Origin of the sequence: Sorangium sp. So ce327 (assembly GCF_051530205.1) — a bacterium.
Lineage (GTDB): Bacteria > Myxococcota_A > Polyangia > Polyangiales > Polyangiaceae > Sorangium > Sorangium cellulosum_B.
In genome coordinates this window covers 11206305-11223119 of record NZ_CP150330.1, presented here as the reverse complement: position 1 = coordinate 11223119, position 16815 = coordinate 11206305, and the positions used below count along the sequence as shown (strand labels likewise).

The 16815-nt window shown below is 69.1% G+C and carries 13 protein-coding genes; 3 read left to right on the top strand and 10 right to left on the bottom strand.

The window, feature by feature from the left end; genetic code table 11:
- Window positions 1-157: 157 nt before the first annotated feature.
- The 4 genes from WME95_RS42090 to WME95_RS42075 all read right to left on the bottom strand — a co-directional run bounded on the left by WME95_RS42090 (window position 158) and on the right by WME95_RS42075 (window position 7865).
- On the bottom strand, window positions 158-466 hold the full coding sequence (locus tag WME95_RS42090; RefSeq protein WP_437904890.1) for a response regulator: 309 nt from the start codon (window positions 464-466) through the stop codon (window positions 158-160).
- A 65-nt stretch (window positions 467-531) separates the two neighbouring features.
- Window positions 532-6048: an AAA family ATPase gene (locus WME95_RS42085; RefSeq protein ID WP_437904888.1), complete on the bottom strand. Its 5517-nt coding sequence runs from the start codon at window positions 6046-6048 to the stop codon at window positions 532-534.
- An 84-nt stretch (window positions 6049-6132) separates the two neighbouring features.
- The gene (locus WME95_RS42080; RefSeq protein ID WP_437904887.1) at window positions 6133-7227 is read right to left on the bottom strand and encodes a type VI secretion system protein; all 1095 of its coding nucleotides are present in this window, start codon (window positions 7225-7227) and stop codon (window positions 6133-6135) included.
- Window positions 7224-7865: a DotU family type IV/VI secretion system protein gene (locus WME95_RS42075; RefSeq protein ID WP_437904885.1), complete on the bottom strand. Its 642-nt coding sequence runs from the start codon at window positions 7863-7865 to the stop codon at window positions 7224-7226. Before WME95_RS42075 ends, WME95_RS42080 begins: the two co-directional genes overlap by 4 nt.
- 236 nt (window positions 7866-8101) lie before the next feature.
- On the opposite strand from WME95_RS42075, the gene eno reads away from it, so the two are divergent.
- Entirely contained in the window at window positions 8102-9397 is a 1296-nt protein-coding gene (eno, locus tag WME95_RS42070; RefSeq protein ID WP_437904884.1) for a phosphopyruvate hydratase, read from the top strand.
- Window positions 9398-9589: 192 nt separating this feature from the next.
- On the opposite strand, the gene WME95_RS42065 is transcribed toward eno, so the two are convergent.
- From WME95_RS42065 to WME95_RS42045, 5 genes are all read right to left on the bottom strand, one after another.
- Window positions 9590-9964 (bottom strand): RNA recognition motif domain-containing protein, encoded by a 375-nt coding sequence (locus WME95_RS42065; protein ID WP_437742042.1) that lies wholly within the window; start codon window positions 9962-9964, stop codon window positions 9590-9592.
- A 574-nt stretch (window positions 9965-10538) separates the two neighbouring features.
- Complete coding sequence (locus WME95_RS42060; protein WP_437904883.1) at window positions 10539-11663, bottom strand: S8 family serine peptidase; 1125 nt, start codon at window positions 11661-11663, stop codon at window positions 10539-10541.
- A gap of 184 nt (window positions 11664-11847) precedes the next feature.
- Entirely contained in the window at window positions 11848-12939 is a 1092-nt protein-coding gene (locus WME95_RS42055; protein WP_437904882.1) for a hypothetical protein, read from the bottom strand.
- A 655-nt stretch (window positions 12940-13594) separates the two neighbouring features.
- Window positions 13595-13894 carry a hypothetical protein gene (locus WME95_RS42050; protein ID WP_437528533.1) on the bottom strand — a complete coding sequence of 100 codons (300 nt, stop codon included), beginning with the start codon at window positions 13892-13894 and terminating at the stop codon, window positions 13595-13597.
- A gap of 207 nt (window positions 13895-14101) precedes the next feature.
- Entirely contained in the window at window positions 14102-14941 is an 840-nt protein-coding gene (locus WME95_RS42045; RefSeq protein WP_437904881.1) for a metallophosphoesterase, read from the bottom strand.
- Window positions 14942-15142: 201 nt separating this feature from the next.
- On the opposite strand from WME95_RS42045, the gene WME95_RS42040 reads away from it, so the two are divergent.
- Both WME95_RS42040 and WME95_RS42035 read left to right on the top strand, forming a co-directional pair.
- Entirely contained in the window at window positions 15143-15475 is a 333-nt protein-coding gene (locus WME95_RS42040) for a hypothetical protein (RefSeq protein ID WP_437526997.1), read from the top strand.
- Between the two features lie 72 nt (window positions 15476-15547).
- Window positions 15548-15781: a hypothetical protein gene (locus WME95_RS42035; RefSeq protein WP_437904880.1), complete on the top strand. Its 234-nt coding sequence runs from the start codon at window positions 15548-15550 to the stop codon at window positions 15779-15781.
- An 88-nt stretch (window positions 15782-15869) separates the two neighbouring features.
- Here the strand turns inward: WME95_RS42035 and WME95_RS42030 are convergent, their stop codons facing one another.
- Window positions 15870-16772: a fibro-slime domain-containing protein gene (locus WME95_RS42030; protein ID WP_437904878.1), complete on the bottom strand. Its 903-nt coding sequence runs from the start codon at window positions 16770-16772 to the stop codon at window positions 15870-15872.
- Between the last annotated feature and the right edge of the window lie 43 nt (window positions 16773-16815).

Sequence of the window (16815 nt, the reverse complement as noted above, 5' to 3'; positions counted from 1 at the left end):
GATGACGTGGCCTGTCGACGCGCGCCGCTGGCCGTGTCCGCCATGGCGCGCCGCGCAGCCCGTCGCGGAGCGCCACACGGGCGCGCCGTCCTCAGCAGAGCGCGCCGGGGCCGAGCTCGCGCAGGCGCCGCTGCGCCCGGGAGCCCGGTGGAATCGCTCACCGCCACCCCGCCAGGATCTCCTCGAAGCGCTCCAGACTGCACGGCTTCTGCAGCACCGGACGGCTGAGATCGGACTCGCGCAACCCGGCTTTGCCATATCCGGTCAGGAAGACGAACGGGATGCCTCGCTCGCTCAGGATGTCGGCCACCGCATAGACCTTCTCGCCGGCGATGTTGACGTCCAGGCTCGCCCCGTCGATCTCGGCCTCGAGGGCCAGGCGCGTCGCGTCCTTCATGTTCAGCGCCGGGCCGATCACCACACAGCCGAGGTCGGTCAGGGCGTCCTCGAGGGACGAGGCGATCATGGGCTCGTCCTCGACGATGAGGACACGCAGCCCCTCCAGCCCACGTTCGCCTCCTGGGACCGGCTTCATCCTGCGCCCACGCGCTCGAGGGGCAGGTCCATCACGCAACGTACGCCCCCAGGCAGGTAGTCGAGGCGCACCTCCGTGGCGAGCTGGCGCCCGAGGTCGCGCTCGATCAGGCGTGAGCCGAAGCCCTTGCGGCGCGGCGGCCGGACAGGCGGCCCGCCCGTCTCCTGCCATTCCAGGTGGAGCAGGCGCTCGTGCGCCTGGGTGATCACGTCCCATGTGACCGCGACGTGGCCGGACGGCTGCGATAACGCTCCGTACTTGGCCGCGTTGCTCGCCAGCTCGTGAAAGACCATGCCGAGCGTCACCGCCGCCTCGGGGCGGAGGCGGACGTCCTGGCCGGCCAGGCGGACGCGATCGGCGTCGCCATGGGCGTGCGGCGCCAGCTCGGCGCGGACGACGTCGTGGAGGTCGGCGCCCTGCCACGCGGTCTGGTTCAGGAGGTTGTGGGTCTGGGACAGGGCGAGCAACCGGGCGAGGAAGGCGCTCGTGAAGGCCTTGGGCGAGTCCGCCATGCGGAGCGTCTGCACGGCGATCGCCTGGACGATCGCCAGCGTGTTCTTCACCCGATGGTTCAGCTCGTTCATCAGGAGCTTCTGGCGTTCCTCCGCCTGCTTGCGCTCGGTCACGTCGAGGAAGAACGCCACCCCCTGGCTCTCCGATCCCTCGAACCGCGCGCCGCCGATCACCACCGGGACGCGGCTGCCGTCCTTTCGGAAATACTCCTTCTCCAGCGGCCCGAACTCACCTGTTATGCGGACCTGATCGAGCGTCCGCTGGGTCGGCTCCTTGAACTCCGGCGGCGTGAGATCTGCCCAGCGGAGGGTCCCCGAGGTCAGATCTTCACGGCTGTAGCCGAGCATGCACAGGAGCGCGTCGTTCGCGTCGATGACCCTGCCGTCGAGGTCCCAGAAGGCGATCCCGATGATGTTGGAGTCCACGAGGCGCCGGATGCGCGCCTCTCTCTCCCGCAGCGCCAGCTCCGCCCGCCTGCGCTCGCCGTTCTCTTGCTGGAGCTGGGTGTAGAGGCGCGCGTTCTCCAGCGAGATGGCGGACTGGGAGGCCAGGAGCTCCAGCACCTCGATCCGATCCGCGGTGAAGGCGCGCGGGGTCAGGTTGTTCTCCAGATAGAGCACGCTGACGAGCGTGCCCTGCTTCACCAGGGGGAGGCAGAGCACGGAGCGGGGGCGCCGCGCGCGCACGTAGGCGTCTTCCGAGTACAGGTTGGGTACGGCGGCGTCGTCCAGGATCACGCTCTCTCGCGTGCGGATCACGTACTGGAGGACGGCTGTCGGGAGATCGCTCGAGGTGACGGGCGTCTGGCGAAGGGTGACCTCGACCCGGCCGCGCCGGGTGACGACCTCGGCCTCGACGTCGTGCGCGGCGTGCGCGGCGCTCGACGCGCGGATCAGCAGCCCCCGCTCGGCGCCCGCGTGCTCGACCGCGATCGTCAGCAGGGCCTCGATCACCCGGCCGAGGTTCAGCTCGCCGGAGACCGCCTGCGAGGCCCTGAGCATGGCCATGAAGTCGAGCCCAGGGCGAGCGCCGTGACCCACGGCCGCGCCGCGGACGTCGGCGCCCCCGTCCCGCGCCAGGTCGGTCCGCCTGCGCAGCGCTTCCGGCGCGAGCGCGTGCGGAAAGTCCCTCTCGAGGCGCAGCATCGGCCGCACGGCGCCCCAGCGCCCATAAAGCCTGTGCGCCTCGGTCATGTAGGCGCGCGCGACGAACGCCCTGCCCAGGTCGAGGTAGTGTCGAGCGCAGAGCTCGTTGGCCAGCGCCTCGTCGTGCAGGAAGCGGCCCTCCCGCGCGGCCGCGATCCCCTGATCGTACAGGGCGCCCGCGCCCTCTCGCCGCTCGCTCCGGGCGACCTCGGCCTCCAGGATCAAGCTGCGGTGGCGGTGGCTCTCCGGGCCGAGCGCCGCCCACGACGCCACCTTGCGCGCGCACTCCCCGAGCCTCGCGAGGTACGCCGCCCTGAGCGCGGGGGCGGCGGCGCACGCGGCCCGTGAGAAGGCCAGCCCCCCGTAGAAGTGATAACAAGGGCTCGCGTGCCACGCGGCGAGCATGCCGAGGCTGGCCGGATCGGTCGAGCCCCAGATCTCGGCCACCTCCTCGTACGCGCCCTGGAACACGCCGGCGAGGACCTTGAAGACGTTCACGAAGTAGAGCGACGCCCGGTTGTCGATGCTGCGGGCGGCCTCGGTGACCGCGTCGATGTCGACCCAGGCCCCGCGCTTCCAGTCGCCCTCGTCCTGCGTGCTCAGGGTTTCGCAGAGCTGCCCGGCGGCCCCGACGATCCACGTGATCGCGTTGAACTTGTCGAGCTTGCAGAGCGGCAGATACAGCCTCGCCTCCTCGATGACGTCGTGGAGGTGCTCCCCCCGGAGGAGGCCGTTCATGCTCGCGTTGCACGCATTGTAGAAGGCCCAGATGTACTGCCCCGTCTCCATGCCGGCGTGGACGCCCTTGCGCAGGGACGCCTTCGAGCGCTCGTAGGGATCCATCCAGTGCTGGACCCACGCTCCCCACATGTTGCACAGCATGGACTCGGACTTCGCGTCCGGGTGGCGCTCGTTCAGGCGGACCGCCGCCCGCCCGAACTCGTACCCCTTCTCGATGTCGAGCCTGGCGCACAGGAGCGTCCCGAAGTTCACGTAGGCGTAGATCGAGTTCCTCGAGATGCCATAGGTCAGCGAGTTCTGGAGCGCCTTCATCACCGTGATGCCGAAGTTGTTCGTGCCGAGCTGGTAGGTCGGCGAGAACATCTCCTGGAGCACGTCCTGCAGGGCGGCGATCTCGGGATCGTCGAGCGCGGGCAGATCGACGAGCGACGCGATCGGGCGGTCGCCGATCATCGCGATCGTCCGCTCCATCTCGGCCATGAGCGCGTCGTCGTCCGGATAAGGCGGCAGGTCGATGTCGTACGCCCGGAGCGCGGCGAGCCCCTCTTCCATGGCGGCGGGAAGGTCGTTCTTGAGGATCTCCACGTTCATCTTCAGGCGGCGCACCTCCGTCTTGTGGAGTCGCCCCACCGCTCGTTCGAAGCTCCCCGCGAGGGTGGAGAGCGCGTCGTCGTGGCGTCCGCAGAGCGACTCCAGGAGCCCCTTCTTCGTGTGGTAGGTGAAGGTCAGCGCGTAGCTGGAGGTCCACGCGTCTCCGGGCAGCATGGATATGCCATGTTCCAGGTACCTGAGGGCCGCGGTGAAGGCCGACGACTCCTGGGCGCGCCCGGCCGCCTGGAGGTTGAGCCTGGCCGATTCCATGCGCTCTTCCGGCGCGCGGATCAGATCGCCGGCGCTGTTCAGGTGATTGACGACGTCGAACAGAGCGCGCCCGTCGCCGGAGCGCGGCTTGCCGAGCAGGAGCTTCCCGATCCGGTAGTGAAACGCCGGCCTGTCTCGCTCCGGGATCAGCGAGTATGCGGCCTCCTGGATCTTGTCGTGCGCGAACCGAAACTGCTCGTCCGCGCTCACGATCAGGCCCTCGGCGAGGGCGTGCTCGAGGCTCGCGTACGTCTCGTCGGGGGGCCGCTCGCTGACGGTGTTCAGGACGTCCATCTCGAACGTGTTGCCGATCGCCGAGGCCAGCCGGAGCACCCGCTGCGTCGCCTGCGGCAGGCGCCGGATGGTCTCCGTCATGAGGCTCAGGACGTTATCGGTGCACTCCAGCCGCTCGATGTGGCGCAGGTCCCAGCGCCAGCCCGCCCGTGGATCGAAGACCAGCGCCTTCGTGTCGTAGAGGTGCCGCATGAACTGCTTCACGAAGAACGGGTTGCCCCCGGTCTTCTTCAGGATCGCGGCCGCGAGCGCCTCTCCGCCGCCGATCTGCAGGCTGTCGTTGATGAGCTCGGTCAGGTGCGCGAGGCCGAGGGGCGCGAGGACGATGTCGCGCGCCTCGAGGCCGCCCTTCGTGAGCTGCTCCAGGGCGACGAGGAAGGGGTGGGTCGGGCTCACCTCGTTGTCGCGGTAAGCGCCGCAGAAGAAGAGCGACTCCACGTCCTCTCTCGCGAGGACGCTCGTGAGCAGGCTCAGGCTGGCCGAGTCCACCCACTGGAGATCGTCGAGGAAGAGGGCCAGCGGGTGGGCGTGCCGGGCGAAGACGGACACGAAGTTGTGGAAGTAGAGGATGAAGCGGTTCTGGGCCTCGACCGGGCCGAGCGCGGGGACGGGCGGCTGCTCGCCGATGATGTGCTTGAGCGACGGGAGGACGTCGCAGATCACCTGTCCGTTGGTCCCGAGGGCGCCCAGGATGGCGTCGCGCCACCGCGTGATCCGCTCCTCGCTCTCGGAGAGGAGCTGCCTGACGAGCGTGTCGAACGCGTGGACGATGGCGCTGTAGGGCGTGTCGCGGTTGACCTGATCGTACTTCCCGCTGATGTAGTAGCCCTTCTCGCGCACAAGCGGCTTCAAGATCTCCTGGACCAGCGACGACTTGCCGATGCCCGAATAGCCCGAGACGAGGACGATCGTCCGCTTGCCCCGCAGCACGTCGTCGAACGCGCCGACGAGCTTCCGGATGTCTCCTTCGCGGCCGTAGAGCTTCTGGGGGAGCCGGAAGAGGTCTCTCCTGTCGTGGCGGCCAGGGCTGAACGCTCCCATCTGGCCGCCGCGCTGCCATCGCGCTCGGATCTCCTCCAGATCGGCCCTCAGCCCCTCGGCGCACTGGTAGCGGTCCTCGGCGTTCTTGCTGAGGAGCTTCATCGTGACGGCGGAGAGCGCGTCGGGCACCTCCGGGTCGAGCTCCGAGGGGGCGACGGGCGTCACGGCGATGTGGGCGTGCATCAGCTCGAGGGGGTCGAGCGCCTCGAACGGCCTCCGCCCCGTGAGCATCTCGTAGAGGACGACGCCGAACGAGTACATGTCGGTGCGGTAATCCACGCTCCGGTTCATGCGGCCGGTCTGCTCCGGCGATGCATAGGGGAGCACCTTCGAGAGGACGCGACGTGAATAGATCTCCTCCTTCTCGCGCGTCACGATGGAATCCACGCCGAAGCCCGTGAGCTTCACCTGACCGTCCTCTCCGAGCAGGATGTTCGTAGGCCTCACGTCGCCATGGATGAGGCCATGGCGATGGATGTCGGCCAGGGCCTCGGCCACGGGGATCAAGACGTCCAGCGACGCGCCGACACCCAGCTTGCAGGCCGTCTTCGCGGACAGCGGGTCGCCCGGGAAAACCTCGGTGACGAGCGCCAGGCCGTCCTCGTGCTCCTCGACGGCGTACACCTTGACGACCCTCTCCGAGTCGAGCTGCCGTATCGCGCGGTAGGCGTGCCTGAAGCGCATGAACTCGCCGGCTCGGGCGTCATCGGTGTGCAGCATCCTGATCGCCACGTCGATGCCGTCGGCGTCCCGACAGGCTCGATACGTGGCGGAGCCCGGGCCCTCGCCGGTCTTCGCGGTGACGTGATACCCCCTGAGCTGGGCTGTGCCTGGTCGCACCGGGAGCGCGCGCCCAGGCTCGACGGAGCGAGCCTCCTGGACAGCAGGTCGATTCCATGCCTCCGACGTATCCGGCATATCGCGGGCGTTTGAGCCCACGAGTTGCCATGTCAACTGGACGGCCGGGGCCGGCGGGGCCGCCCTCGGCGCCCGCTCACACCGTCACATCGCGTACCGCAGGATGATCTCGGTGATCCCCGCCGCGAGCAGCAGCAAGAGCCCGCCCACGAAGCAGAAGAGCGTGAACCGGTCGTCCCGCCACCGCTGCCGGAGCGGCACGATGTCCCTCTCCGGCAGCACGACGGCCCTCAGGGTCGCGTGGATCGGCAGCCCCCCAGGCCGCATCGCGACCGCCACGTTGGGCGGCTGCGCCAGCCCCATGTTGATGAACCGCGTCACCCCCGCGCGGAGCCGGTCCCCCATGCCGGGCATCGCGCTGCCGATCGCCACCGCGCGGAGCCACGGCGCCCGCTCGAACGCGTTCGCCATCGCGATCACCCCGAACAGCTGCCGCAGCCGCGGCATCAGCGCCCGCACCTCGGCCAGGTGCTGGAACGCCCGCGTCCGCGCCTCGGGCGCGTCCTCCGAGCTCACCCGCGCGAGGCAATACGACTCCAGCCGCGCGTTCAGCCCCTCGAGCTCCTGGAGGATCCGCGGCCCGGCGTTGTCCGGGCTCGTCTCGAGCGGGAGCGTGAAGCCCCAGGGCTCCTCGCGCCCGCGCTCGGCGGTCCACTGGAACACCTCGGCGAAGCCCCAGAGCGTGTCGTAGCGCGACAGCACCACGTACGTCGGCACGTCGGCGTGCAGCGCCCGGCCGACCTCGACGAGGTACGCGCGGATGCGGTTCGCGTACGCGTCGAGCCCCTGCTCGTCGAGCTCGACGAACTCCGCGATGCTCAGGACGAGCAGGATGCCGTCGATCGGCTCGCGCTCCCGTGAGCGGCGCAGCTCGTCGCAGAGCCGCGAGAGCTCGGCCGGCTCCCGCCGCGGGCCGAGCACCGACGCCTCCGGCTCGATGAAGAGCGCCTCCTTCGCCAGCCAGTAGGAGCACCGCGCCGCGGGCACGCCGATCGGGAGCTGCCCGCCGCTCACGGGCCACGTCAGGTTCATCGAGCGGATCACCGTGGAGCGGCCCGACCCGGGCTCGCCGAGCACCAGGTAGCAGGGGACCGCGTAGATCCCCTGGTCGTTGCCCAGGTTCGCCTGCTCGACCAGCGTGTGAACGCTCGCCAGCTCGTAAACGAAGGAGCCGCTCATCGGACCCTTTGCGCGATCGTCCACGCGAGCGCGAGCGCGCCGGCGATCGCGACGAGCGACGCCAGCGCCCGCCCGACGAGGACGGACCGCCAGAACGACTGGGTGGGGAGGTGCTGCACCGCGACGCCCTCGACCTGCACCGGCTTGAGCACCCCGCCCTTCCAGTCCCGATCCGGATCCACGCCGAGCTTGAGCGACAGCTCGCGGCGGATCCGCAGCAGATCGTCGGGGTTCTGCCCCGGCAGCCCGTAGCGCCCGCGGAAGCCGAGCCCGAGCACGCACGCGTACGTCGCCATCACCGGGAGCGGGCCCTTCCGGACGCGCTCGAGCCGCTCGAAGAACTCGACGCCCGCGTTGTTGGTCGTCCACCGCGACGCCTGGAGCGGGCGCTGCGCCCAGACCGGCCGCAGGTCCGGCAGCGACATCGCGAACTCGTCCGCGCACGCGGCGATCGCGAACATCCCGTCGTCGACCGACGCGACCGGCATCCCCTGCGCGAGCCTGGACCCCTTCAGCTCCTCGAGCAGCAGGTTCGCCTGCCGCAGCACGTGATCGGCCGGAGGCCGCCGCGGGGACTGGCGGAGCATGCAGAGCCAGAGGAGCATCTCCTCACCGAAGACGCCGATGGACGTTTCCACGCGGGCGCGAGCTTACGCCAGGCGCGCACCGACCGTCGACCCGGGCGCGCGTCCGCCTCGCGCCGCGCGTAGGTCGACGGGCCGACCGTCGGTCCTCGCCGGATCCCGCGCCGCGCGCCGCGGGTGCACCGGAGCGTCGACATCCGGGGGGGGCCGTGCCTATGCTCCGGCCGCTTCTCGAGCCCCCTTCGAGAGCAGCCGGGATCGCGCGAAGGCGATCCCCTTGAGGAGAGGTCATGTCGGAGATCCAGAGCGTCATCGCGCGCGAAGTCATCGATTCGCGCGGCAACCCCACCGTCGAGGCCGAGGTCACCACGCTGAGCGGCACGGGCCGCGCGGCCGTGCCGAGCGGCGCGTCGACCGGCGAGCACGAGGCCGTCGAACTCAGGGACGGCGACAAGAAGCGCTTCCTCGGCAAGGGCGTGCTCACCGCGGTGAAGAACATCGAGACCGTCCTCGGTCCGGCCGTCCTCGGGATGGATGCGCTCGACCAGGCCGAGCTCGACAAGGTGCTCATCCAGGCCGACGGCTCCCCCAACAAGTCGAAGCTCGGCGCCAACGCCATCCTCGCCGTCTCGATGGCCGCCGCCCGCGCCGCCGCGGACACGGTCGACCTGCCGCTCTGGCGCTACCTCGGCGGCGCCGCGGCGCGCGTCCTCCCGACGCCGCTCATGAACATCCTGAACGGCGGCGTGCACGCCGACAACGGCCTCGAGATCCAGGAGTTCATGATCGTCCCCTACGGCGCCGAGTCGTTCGCCGAGGCGCTGCGCACGGGCACCGAGATCTTCCACACCCTGAGGGGCCTGCTCAAGAAGGACGGCATGGTCACGGCCGTCGGCGACGAGGGCGGCTTCGCCCCGCGCCTCCCGTCGAACCGGGCGGCGCTCGAGTACGTCGTGCGCGCCATCGAGGCCGCCGGCCACCGCCCGGGCGAGGACGTCGGCGTCGCGCTCGACTCGGCGCTCAGCGAGTTCTACGACGCGAAGACCGAGCGGTACACCTTCGACAAGCAGCAGAAGACCCGCGAGGAGATCGTCGCGATCTACGACGAGCTCTCCAAGGCGTTCCCGATCGTGTCCATCGAGGATGGCGTCGCCGAGAACGACGAGAAGGGCTGGCGCCTGCTCACGGAGCGGCTCGGCAAGAAGGTCCAGCTCGTCGGCGACGACCTCTTCGTGACGAACCCCGCGCGCCTCGCGAAGGGCATCGAGGACGGCCTCGCCAACGCCATCCTCATCAAGCTGAACCAGATCGGCACCGTCACCGAGACGCTCGAGTGCATCCGCCAGGCGGCCGAGGGCGGCTACCGGTCGATCATCTCGCACCGCTCGGGCGAGACCGAGGACACGTTCATCGCCGACCTCGCGGTCGCGACGAACGCGGGCCAGATCAAGACCGGCTCCGCGTCCCGCTCGGATCGCGTCGCGAAGTACAACCAGCTGCTCCGGATCTCCTACGCGCTCGGCGACGGCCAGGTCTTCGCCGGCCGCGCGCCGTTCCGCCGCCCCGGGGCGAAGCGCTCCAGCTAGCTCTGCTCTACCCGGCCAGGAGTCCGGCCATCGCTGGCCGGGCTCCTGCGCGGGTCGCCGCGCCTTCGCGCTGGCGTTTCTTGCTTTATTTCCTGGGGGATCCCCCGGCGCTCCGCGCCCCGGGGTCCGTTGTCGAGAGGGCGAGGGGCCCCGCGCGGCGCTGAGCGCGCCGTCGGGGTCGACCTCTCAGCGCTACCAGCGGTCGCGCCCGCCGCCGCCGCGGCCACCGCCGCGCCCGCCGCCGCCACCTCCACGGCCGCCGCCGCCGCCGCCACCCCCGCGGAAGCCGCCACCGCCGCCGCCGCCGCCGGGGCCGCCGGTGCGCTCGCGCGCCTCGTTGACCGTCAGGGTACGGCCGTCGAGGTCCTTGCCGTGCAGCGCATTGATGGCCGCCTGCGCCTGGGCATCGCTCACCTCGACGAACCCGAACCCGCGCGACTGCCCGGTCATCCTGTCCGTCATCAACTGAATCGAGAGCACCTCGACGCCGGCGCCTTCGAACGCGGTGCGCAGGCTGTCTTCCGTCGAATGGAACGCCAGGTTCCCCACATAAAGCCGCTTGCTCATGTCTGCCGCCAATCCCGTTGCACGATCCCCGCTTCCCTCGCGAACGGCCCGGATCGTGCCGCGGGCCGCACGCGAAAACGCTCCCCGACGACCGGCCGTCTCCCACGTTCGGACGAGGCAACCACGTTGCAGCAGGCGGCCGGATCAGAGGTCGAGGACGAACGAGCCTTGAGGCGCTCCGGAAGCTACCGGCCGGCGGCGGGGTACGCAAGGTATTCCCCCAGGCTGGCCGCGTCTGCCTGTTCATGACCGCCGATCGCGTCGGCCGGCAGGCGACGGCGCGCACCCACGTTGGATGGGGCGCGCCCCTCGCGCCGCCATGCTCGGTGCGATGTGGACGAACGGGATCCGGGTCCTCTTCGCGCCGTTCGTGCTCGAAATCCCGGGGCGCTGGCCGCCGGATCGGCTCGCCCGCGTGGATGCCGGCGAGCTCACGACCGCGTCGCCGGGCCGCGTCAAGGTGATCGCCGCCGACGGGCCGCTCACGGCGAGCGCCGACGTCACCGTGAAGCTCGCCGGCACCGCTGCCCGGCGCTCCCCCCGGCGCGAGCGCCGCGCTCGCCGGGCCTCCCGCTCAGGCGGCGCGCGCGGCGGCCACCGCGGCGCGGGGCTGCACGACGCCGAAGCCTTGCCGCTCCGGCGCGATGCCGGGCAGCCCGCGCGCGGTCTTCATCAGGAGGCGCCGGCATTGCTGCGGGGAGAGGCGCGGGTTCGCCTCGAGCATCTGCGCCACGACGCTGCTCACGATCGGCGCGGCGAAGCTCGTCCCGTCCACGTGTTTGTAATGGCCGGAGATCACCTTCTGGTCGCGCAGCTTGGCCGCCGCGAGCTGGCGCACGAGGTACGGCTCGCGGCCGGCGATGGCGTCGAGGTCCGGATCGACGCACGCGTGCTCGACGAGCAGCCCGGGCAGCTCCTCGTCCCGGGCGCGGTCGAGCAGCGACAGGAGCTGCGCCTGCGCCGCCGTCGGCGTCCCGGGCAGGATGGGCGCCGCCAGCCAGATCGCCGGCGCGATGAGCTCCGGCTTCTGCAGCCCGTCGAGGGTGAGGCCGTACGAAGAGTGGTAGTTCCACGTCTGCTCTCCTGCGCCGCCGTCGTCGAGCCCCCCGACGGCGATGACGCTCGGCGCGCTGGCCGGCGGCAGGACCCGGTGCCCCGGGTCGTGCCCTGCGTTGCCCGCGGCGGCCACGACCACGATGCCGTTCCGGGTCGCGTCGTCGGCGGCGCGCGACAGGCTCCCGGTCAGGTACGACTCCTCGTAATCGCCTCCGCAGGAGATGTTGAGCACACGGATTCCGTACTGCTCGCGGTGCGCGATCACCCACTCGATGCCCCGCCGGATGTCGTCGTGGACGATGCGGTGGGCGAAGCCGACCTTGACCAGCACGAGGTTCGCCTCCGAGGCGAGCCCGCGGAAGCGCCCGTCGGAGAGCGCGCCGTTCCCGGCGGCGACGACCGAGGTCATCATGCCGTGCCACGACGAGGCGTCCCCGTGCTCGAGCGCCGAGGGGCCCGCCTCGGGCGCGAAGAGGTCGTGGTAGGCGAGGACGCGGTTCTGGGGCGTTGTGAGGTCCGGGTGGGCGTAAAAGCCGGAGTCGAGGAAGGCGATGGTGACGCCGCGGCCGGCGTAGCCGGGGTCGGCGTGCAGCCGGTCCGCGATGGGCAGGATACGCCTGGGGTCGAGGTCGCTCGGAGGCATGGGCAGGGCACTATTCCACCGTTTCGCCGCCTGGGCGTGCGGGAACTCCGCGCGAGCCCGCTCGCTCGTCCGAATGGCACGCTGAGGGCTGGCCAGTCCAGCGTGTCAGCAACCCCGCCAGAGAAACCGGCCGATAGCGAGTGGTCGCTCGACGTGGTGTGCGACACCCCCTACCCGAGCGAGCTCAGAGCCCTTTTTTCCTGAGGATGAACTGGCCACCGTCGCCCGGGGGATCGTAGGTCTCTCCGGCGAAGTCGAAACCCGTGTCAAAGGCCCCGCTGACCCATACGCCGCCCTTCGCGTCGACCGCGATGTGCGTCAGCCCGTTCGGAATGCCGCTCGCGAACTCGACGCTCTCACCCCTGTCGCCGTTCGCTTCGAAGCGTGTGAGGCACCCCCCTTGGGGGGTCTGATCGTTGGCGAGATCACCATAACGACAAGCCACATAGCTCTGGCCTCCGCTGCCCAGCGCCAGGGCCTTCCCGAAATGATCCGGCGCCCCGAGCGCGCTCGCCCAGCGCACCGCTCCAGCGTCCAGAAAATCATAGAGGACCGAACCCGTGACCTCCTCCTCGAAGCTCACCGCATGATCGAGGAACGTCGACGGAGAGGTCTGTGTGGCCAGGAGCATCAGCCGTCCGGAGCTCGTGGACTTCAGGTCATGCACATAGTCGAAGGACGCGCCCCCGAAGCGCTGCGCGCGCAGGGGAGCACCGCGCTCCGGATCGAGCCAGGCGAGCCAGCCATTGTAAACCACGGGGTCATCCTGTCCCCCAGCCTTCGTGAGCACGGCCTCGCCTACCGTGAGGACTCCAGTGAAGACGCCGCCGACGAGGACCTCACCGCTTCCAGTGAAGGCCAGCGCGGTCGCGTAGCCTTGACTCCTGTCGTGCTCGAACGTCTCGCTCCAGATCTGCTCGAGCGTCGAGCCGGAGAATTTCTGGATCAGGGGCTTTTGAACGGTGGCGTCGTCGTTATACACCCCGAGCCCGACGACAATATCACCCGCCGCGTCGACGGCCATCGCGCTCAGGGGCGTGCCTCCTTCGAGGGGTACCCCGACCGCGTTCGAGATCGAAAAATCGGGGGCCACTTTGACCAGGTAGTACCCGTACTCGACCGCCTTCAGCGTGAACTCACCGAAGGTCATCTCCGCATAGAGCTGACCGATGAGGAGGATCGACCCTCCGGGATCGACGGCCAATAGCTCGGGCTCGGCCGCGCCGGTGAGCGAAAGCACGTTCAGGACCTCTCCCTTCGTCGAATATTCAGCCAAGAAGGGCTCATCCACCGCGTCCGGGAGGAGCTCCGCCGGGGCCCGCGCTCCCACGGTCACGACGGAGCCATTCGGCATAGCTGCGAGCGGTTGACCAAACCCGAAGGCAGGACGCCGTGGAAAGCTCAGCAGGAACTCTTCGCCGCTATCACCGGGTTCACCCTCCGCGCCGCCGGTACCGCCACCGCTGCTGCTCCCTCCGCCTGATGAACTACCGCCGCTCGATGCACCACCGGACGCCGCGCCACCGCCCGCGCCTGCTCCCGACGAGCGCTCCTCGTTCATCGCGGGGCCGCCCACGGTCGTTCCGCAGGCGAGGAGCGCGAGGGAGAGTGAGCCTGCCAGGAATGGGGCCGCGAGGCGCGTCGTCAGGCTCGGCCTCTGTCCTGCTTTGACACACCCTGGCACATGGAGAAGGTCGCTACTTCCTCTGCTCGGGCCAGGGAACGGCGCGATCGCTGAGTGTTTTCCAGGACTTCGAAGGATTGAGTTGGAAAGCATGTCTCGGTGCGGAGCAGAATTCGTGCCGCTATTGCGCGCCGCGGTCCGTCACCTCGCCCGCCTCCCGTGTGATCCCGTCGAGGATCCGCGTGAGCTCGGCCAGCTGAAAGAGCTTCAATTATAACATCCATTTAACCCACCCGCGCACTTCAAATTACATCCCATTTTTCTGCTGCCATTCGATAAATGCCGCTTCATCAGGCTCGTGCTTCAAACCTTCATAAAAATGAACTCTATCAGCCATTCCTCTCGATTCTATGTGGCCAAAAAAATCCATCGTTTGAGCCATGATATCGTATTTATCGCAATAATTTTGATCTGTAAATTTTTCGTAGTACCCGCTCACCAAACGCTCTGCATCTTCGAGTGAATATCCATAGGACGATTGTAGATGTTTCACTACTCGCTCAAACAAGAAAATTTCGTCTTCATCAGTTGAAATTTTCAGCCCCATAAAACTTATCCTTTTCTCAACTAAATATCGATTAAATATATCAACTGCTTTTTCACTATGAACACTGGACGACGATCGGGGGAAAATCTCCTTCCTCATCGATACGCTGGGGCGCGCTTGCCCTGGAACAGCTCCCGCTTTGAGCGCGACCTGTTACGACGCGCTGCTCGGCTGCGTGCGCTACGAGTGCGCCGACGACTGCGAATTTCACCCCTGATCGACGGGGCGCGGGGCGCTGCCGGTCGGGCACACGATCTCCACGATCGAGCCGTCGGCGCGTGCCTCGAACACGCCGAGCGCGTCCTTGCCGGTGTCGATGTGGCCCATCGCGGCGAAGGCGCTCGGGCCGATCCGCGAGCGGTGCCGCCAGTGCATGTGGCCCGCGACCACGAGCTTCGGCCGCAGCGAATCGACGACCAGCCGCGCGAGCTCACTGCCGACCTGCTCGGGACGGTGGGCGCGGCGCATGCCCGCGAGCTCCGCTTCCTGCTCGGGCTCGATCGCTCCGCGCGGCCACTCGTGCAACACGAGGATGTCGCAGCTGCCGTAGCTCGCGGCCTTCATCACCTCGTCTTCGGTGTAGTAAGCGAAGAGCTTCTTCTTCTGACTTTTGATCTCGCGCAGCGGCGGCCGCCAGGCGAGCGCGTCTTCCGAGTAGATGCCGCTCAGGCCCACCACCCTGAGGCCCGCGACCTCGACGCGACCGACGCGGCCGAGGTAGTAGCAGTTCGGCGCGAGCTCGCCGCCTCTGGGGAACTGATCGAGGAACCCGTAGGGCTCGTGGTTGCCGCCGATGAAGTAGATCGGCCACTCGAAGCTCGCCAAACCCTGGTCGAAGGCCCAGAAATCACCGAGATCCCGGTACTTCTGCGGGAGCGAGGCCGTGGCCAGATCGTCCTCGTGGCGGTGTGGCTCGAAGTCCCCGACCTGCAGTACGAAATCGATGTGACGGCGATGGCGGTGCTCCCAGGCGTCGAGCAGCTCGACCATGGAGTGCATGGCGCCATGCACGTCGCCGACGACGGCAACGATGGTGGAAGATGTCATGCCCGTTCGCGCATCGTACAGGAACGCGGGTTCGACGGCTGTGTCCTCGCTGGGGGACCCAGGCGGATCCGAGACCGCGCCCGCCGGCTGGGGACGCCCGCGCGAAGCCGCCCCGAGGCGGCGCAGGAGCCTGGCATCCATGGCCGGACCTCCGGCGCGCGGCGCTGGACGGGCCCGCGTTGCTCCGGCAGGCTCGGGCGCATGAGGTCGTTCATCGCGACGATGGTCTACGAGCTCCACCCGGACACGCCCCCGGAAGCGAGGAAGCTGCTCCGGGCGCACCTCGTCGGCAGGCGCTGGCAGGACAGGCACGAGGGCGCGGCGATGCCGTCGACCGCGGTCTGGATCCGCCGCTCCGCGGAGGACCACGAGACGACGGACGACCTGCACGCCGCGTGCGCGCGCGACCTCGGCGACGCGGTGGCCGCCGTGGCGCGGGCGGGTCGGCCGATCCAGGTGCTGCGCGCGTGGATCCAGGTGAGCGGCGCGGGGACGTACGGGCTCGTCACGGTGCCGAGGCCGGCGGACGGCTGAAGGCGCGCGGCGGAAAGCCGCGCCCCGCCGCGGCGCTTCGGATAGGCTTGGATGGCTCGAAGGGAGGCTTGGATGGCTCGAAGGCTGGGGATTGGCGCGGCGCTGCTCTCGCTGGTCGCGCTCGCGGTCGGCTGCGGGGGGCTCTCGACGGAGGAGGCGCAGCAGCGCTGTGCTCAGCTGCGCGACGCGGTGCCGTCCTGCTCCACCGACGAGAGCCACGATGCGTGCGTGCGCTGCTACGAGGAGTGCGGCGACGCCTGCGAGCCGTCGGCGGCATGCCCGCAGACGTTCACCTGCGCTGACTGATCGCCGCGCGCGCGAGCGTCGCAGGGAGGGGGCACCCCGACGAGGCGCCACGGGAGGGCCAGGCGCGCGGCCTCCCCCGTCGCCGGCGTCAGTTGACCTGGATGCCGCAGTTGAGGAACTCGATCGAGGTGTCGATCCGGAAGTGAGAGTCGGTCACGTGGCGCTCGGCGAAGAAGAAGTCGAGCTGGTACGTCTTCCCGATCTCGAGCCCGAGCTCGTCGAGGTCGACGACCTCGAGCTGCTCGGCGTGGATGCCCCCGAGGTCGACCACCTTCTGCCCGTTGATGTACGTGAAGACGTCGTCGTCGCCGGCGAACGTGAACTGCTCGCCGCCCTTGTACTGGAAGCCGATGTGCATCTCGAAGGTGAAATGGTAGTTGTGCGGCCGCCCCTCGTTGCCGAACAGCGCCTCGTCGATCGGGAAGAACTCCCGGTTGTTGTACGTCCACACGCCGTCGCCTTCGGGGTCCTCGAACTGCAGCGTGATGTTCATCGGCATGTTCACGCCCTCGGTGTCGCGGAACCACACGTCGAAGTTCTCCTTGCCGGTCGTGGTCGTGGTGCCCTCGGCCCCGCCCATATAGACGGGTTTCAGGTCCTCTCCGAGGATGTCCGTGACGATCATGTGATCGTCGCAGTTGATGCACTTGCCCTCGTCCTGCGGCTCCATGTCGGGGTGCGCCTCCTGGAAGTCGCGCACCCGGCCGGTGAACTTGCCGTCGCACGACTTGCCGGTCCCCTGGTCCTCCCCGGGGTTCCCGCCGACACCGCTGCTGCCGACGGTGGGATTGACCGAGCCGAAGCTGTCATCGTAGCCACCCGTCCCGCTGGGCCCGCCGGTGGTCCCGCCGGGCCCGCCTGCGCCCTGCCCCTGCCCCTGCGATGACGCGTCGCCTCCGCTGCTGCTATTGCCCTGATCGTCCACTGCGCTGCACGCACCCAGGACGCCCATAAGCGCAAGCGCCGCCACGCACCCAGCCGTCTTTTTCATCGCCAACCTCGTGTTAAGATGCCGTCCCAAGACCCCGCGGGTA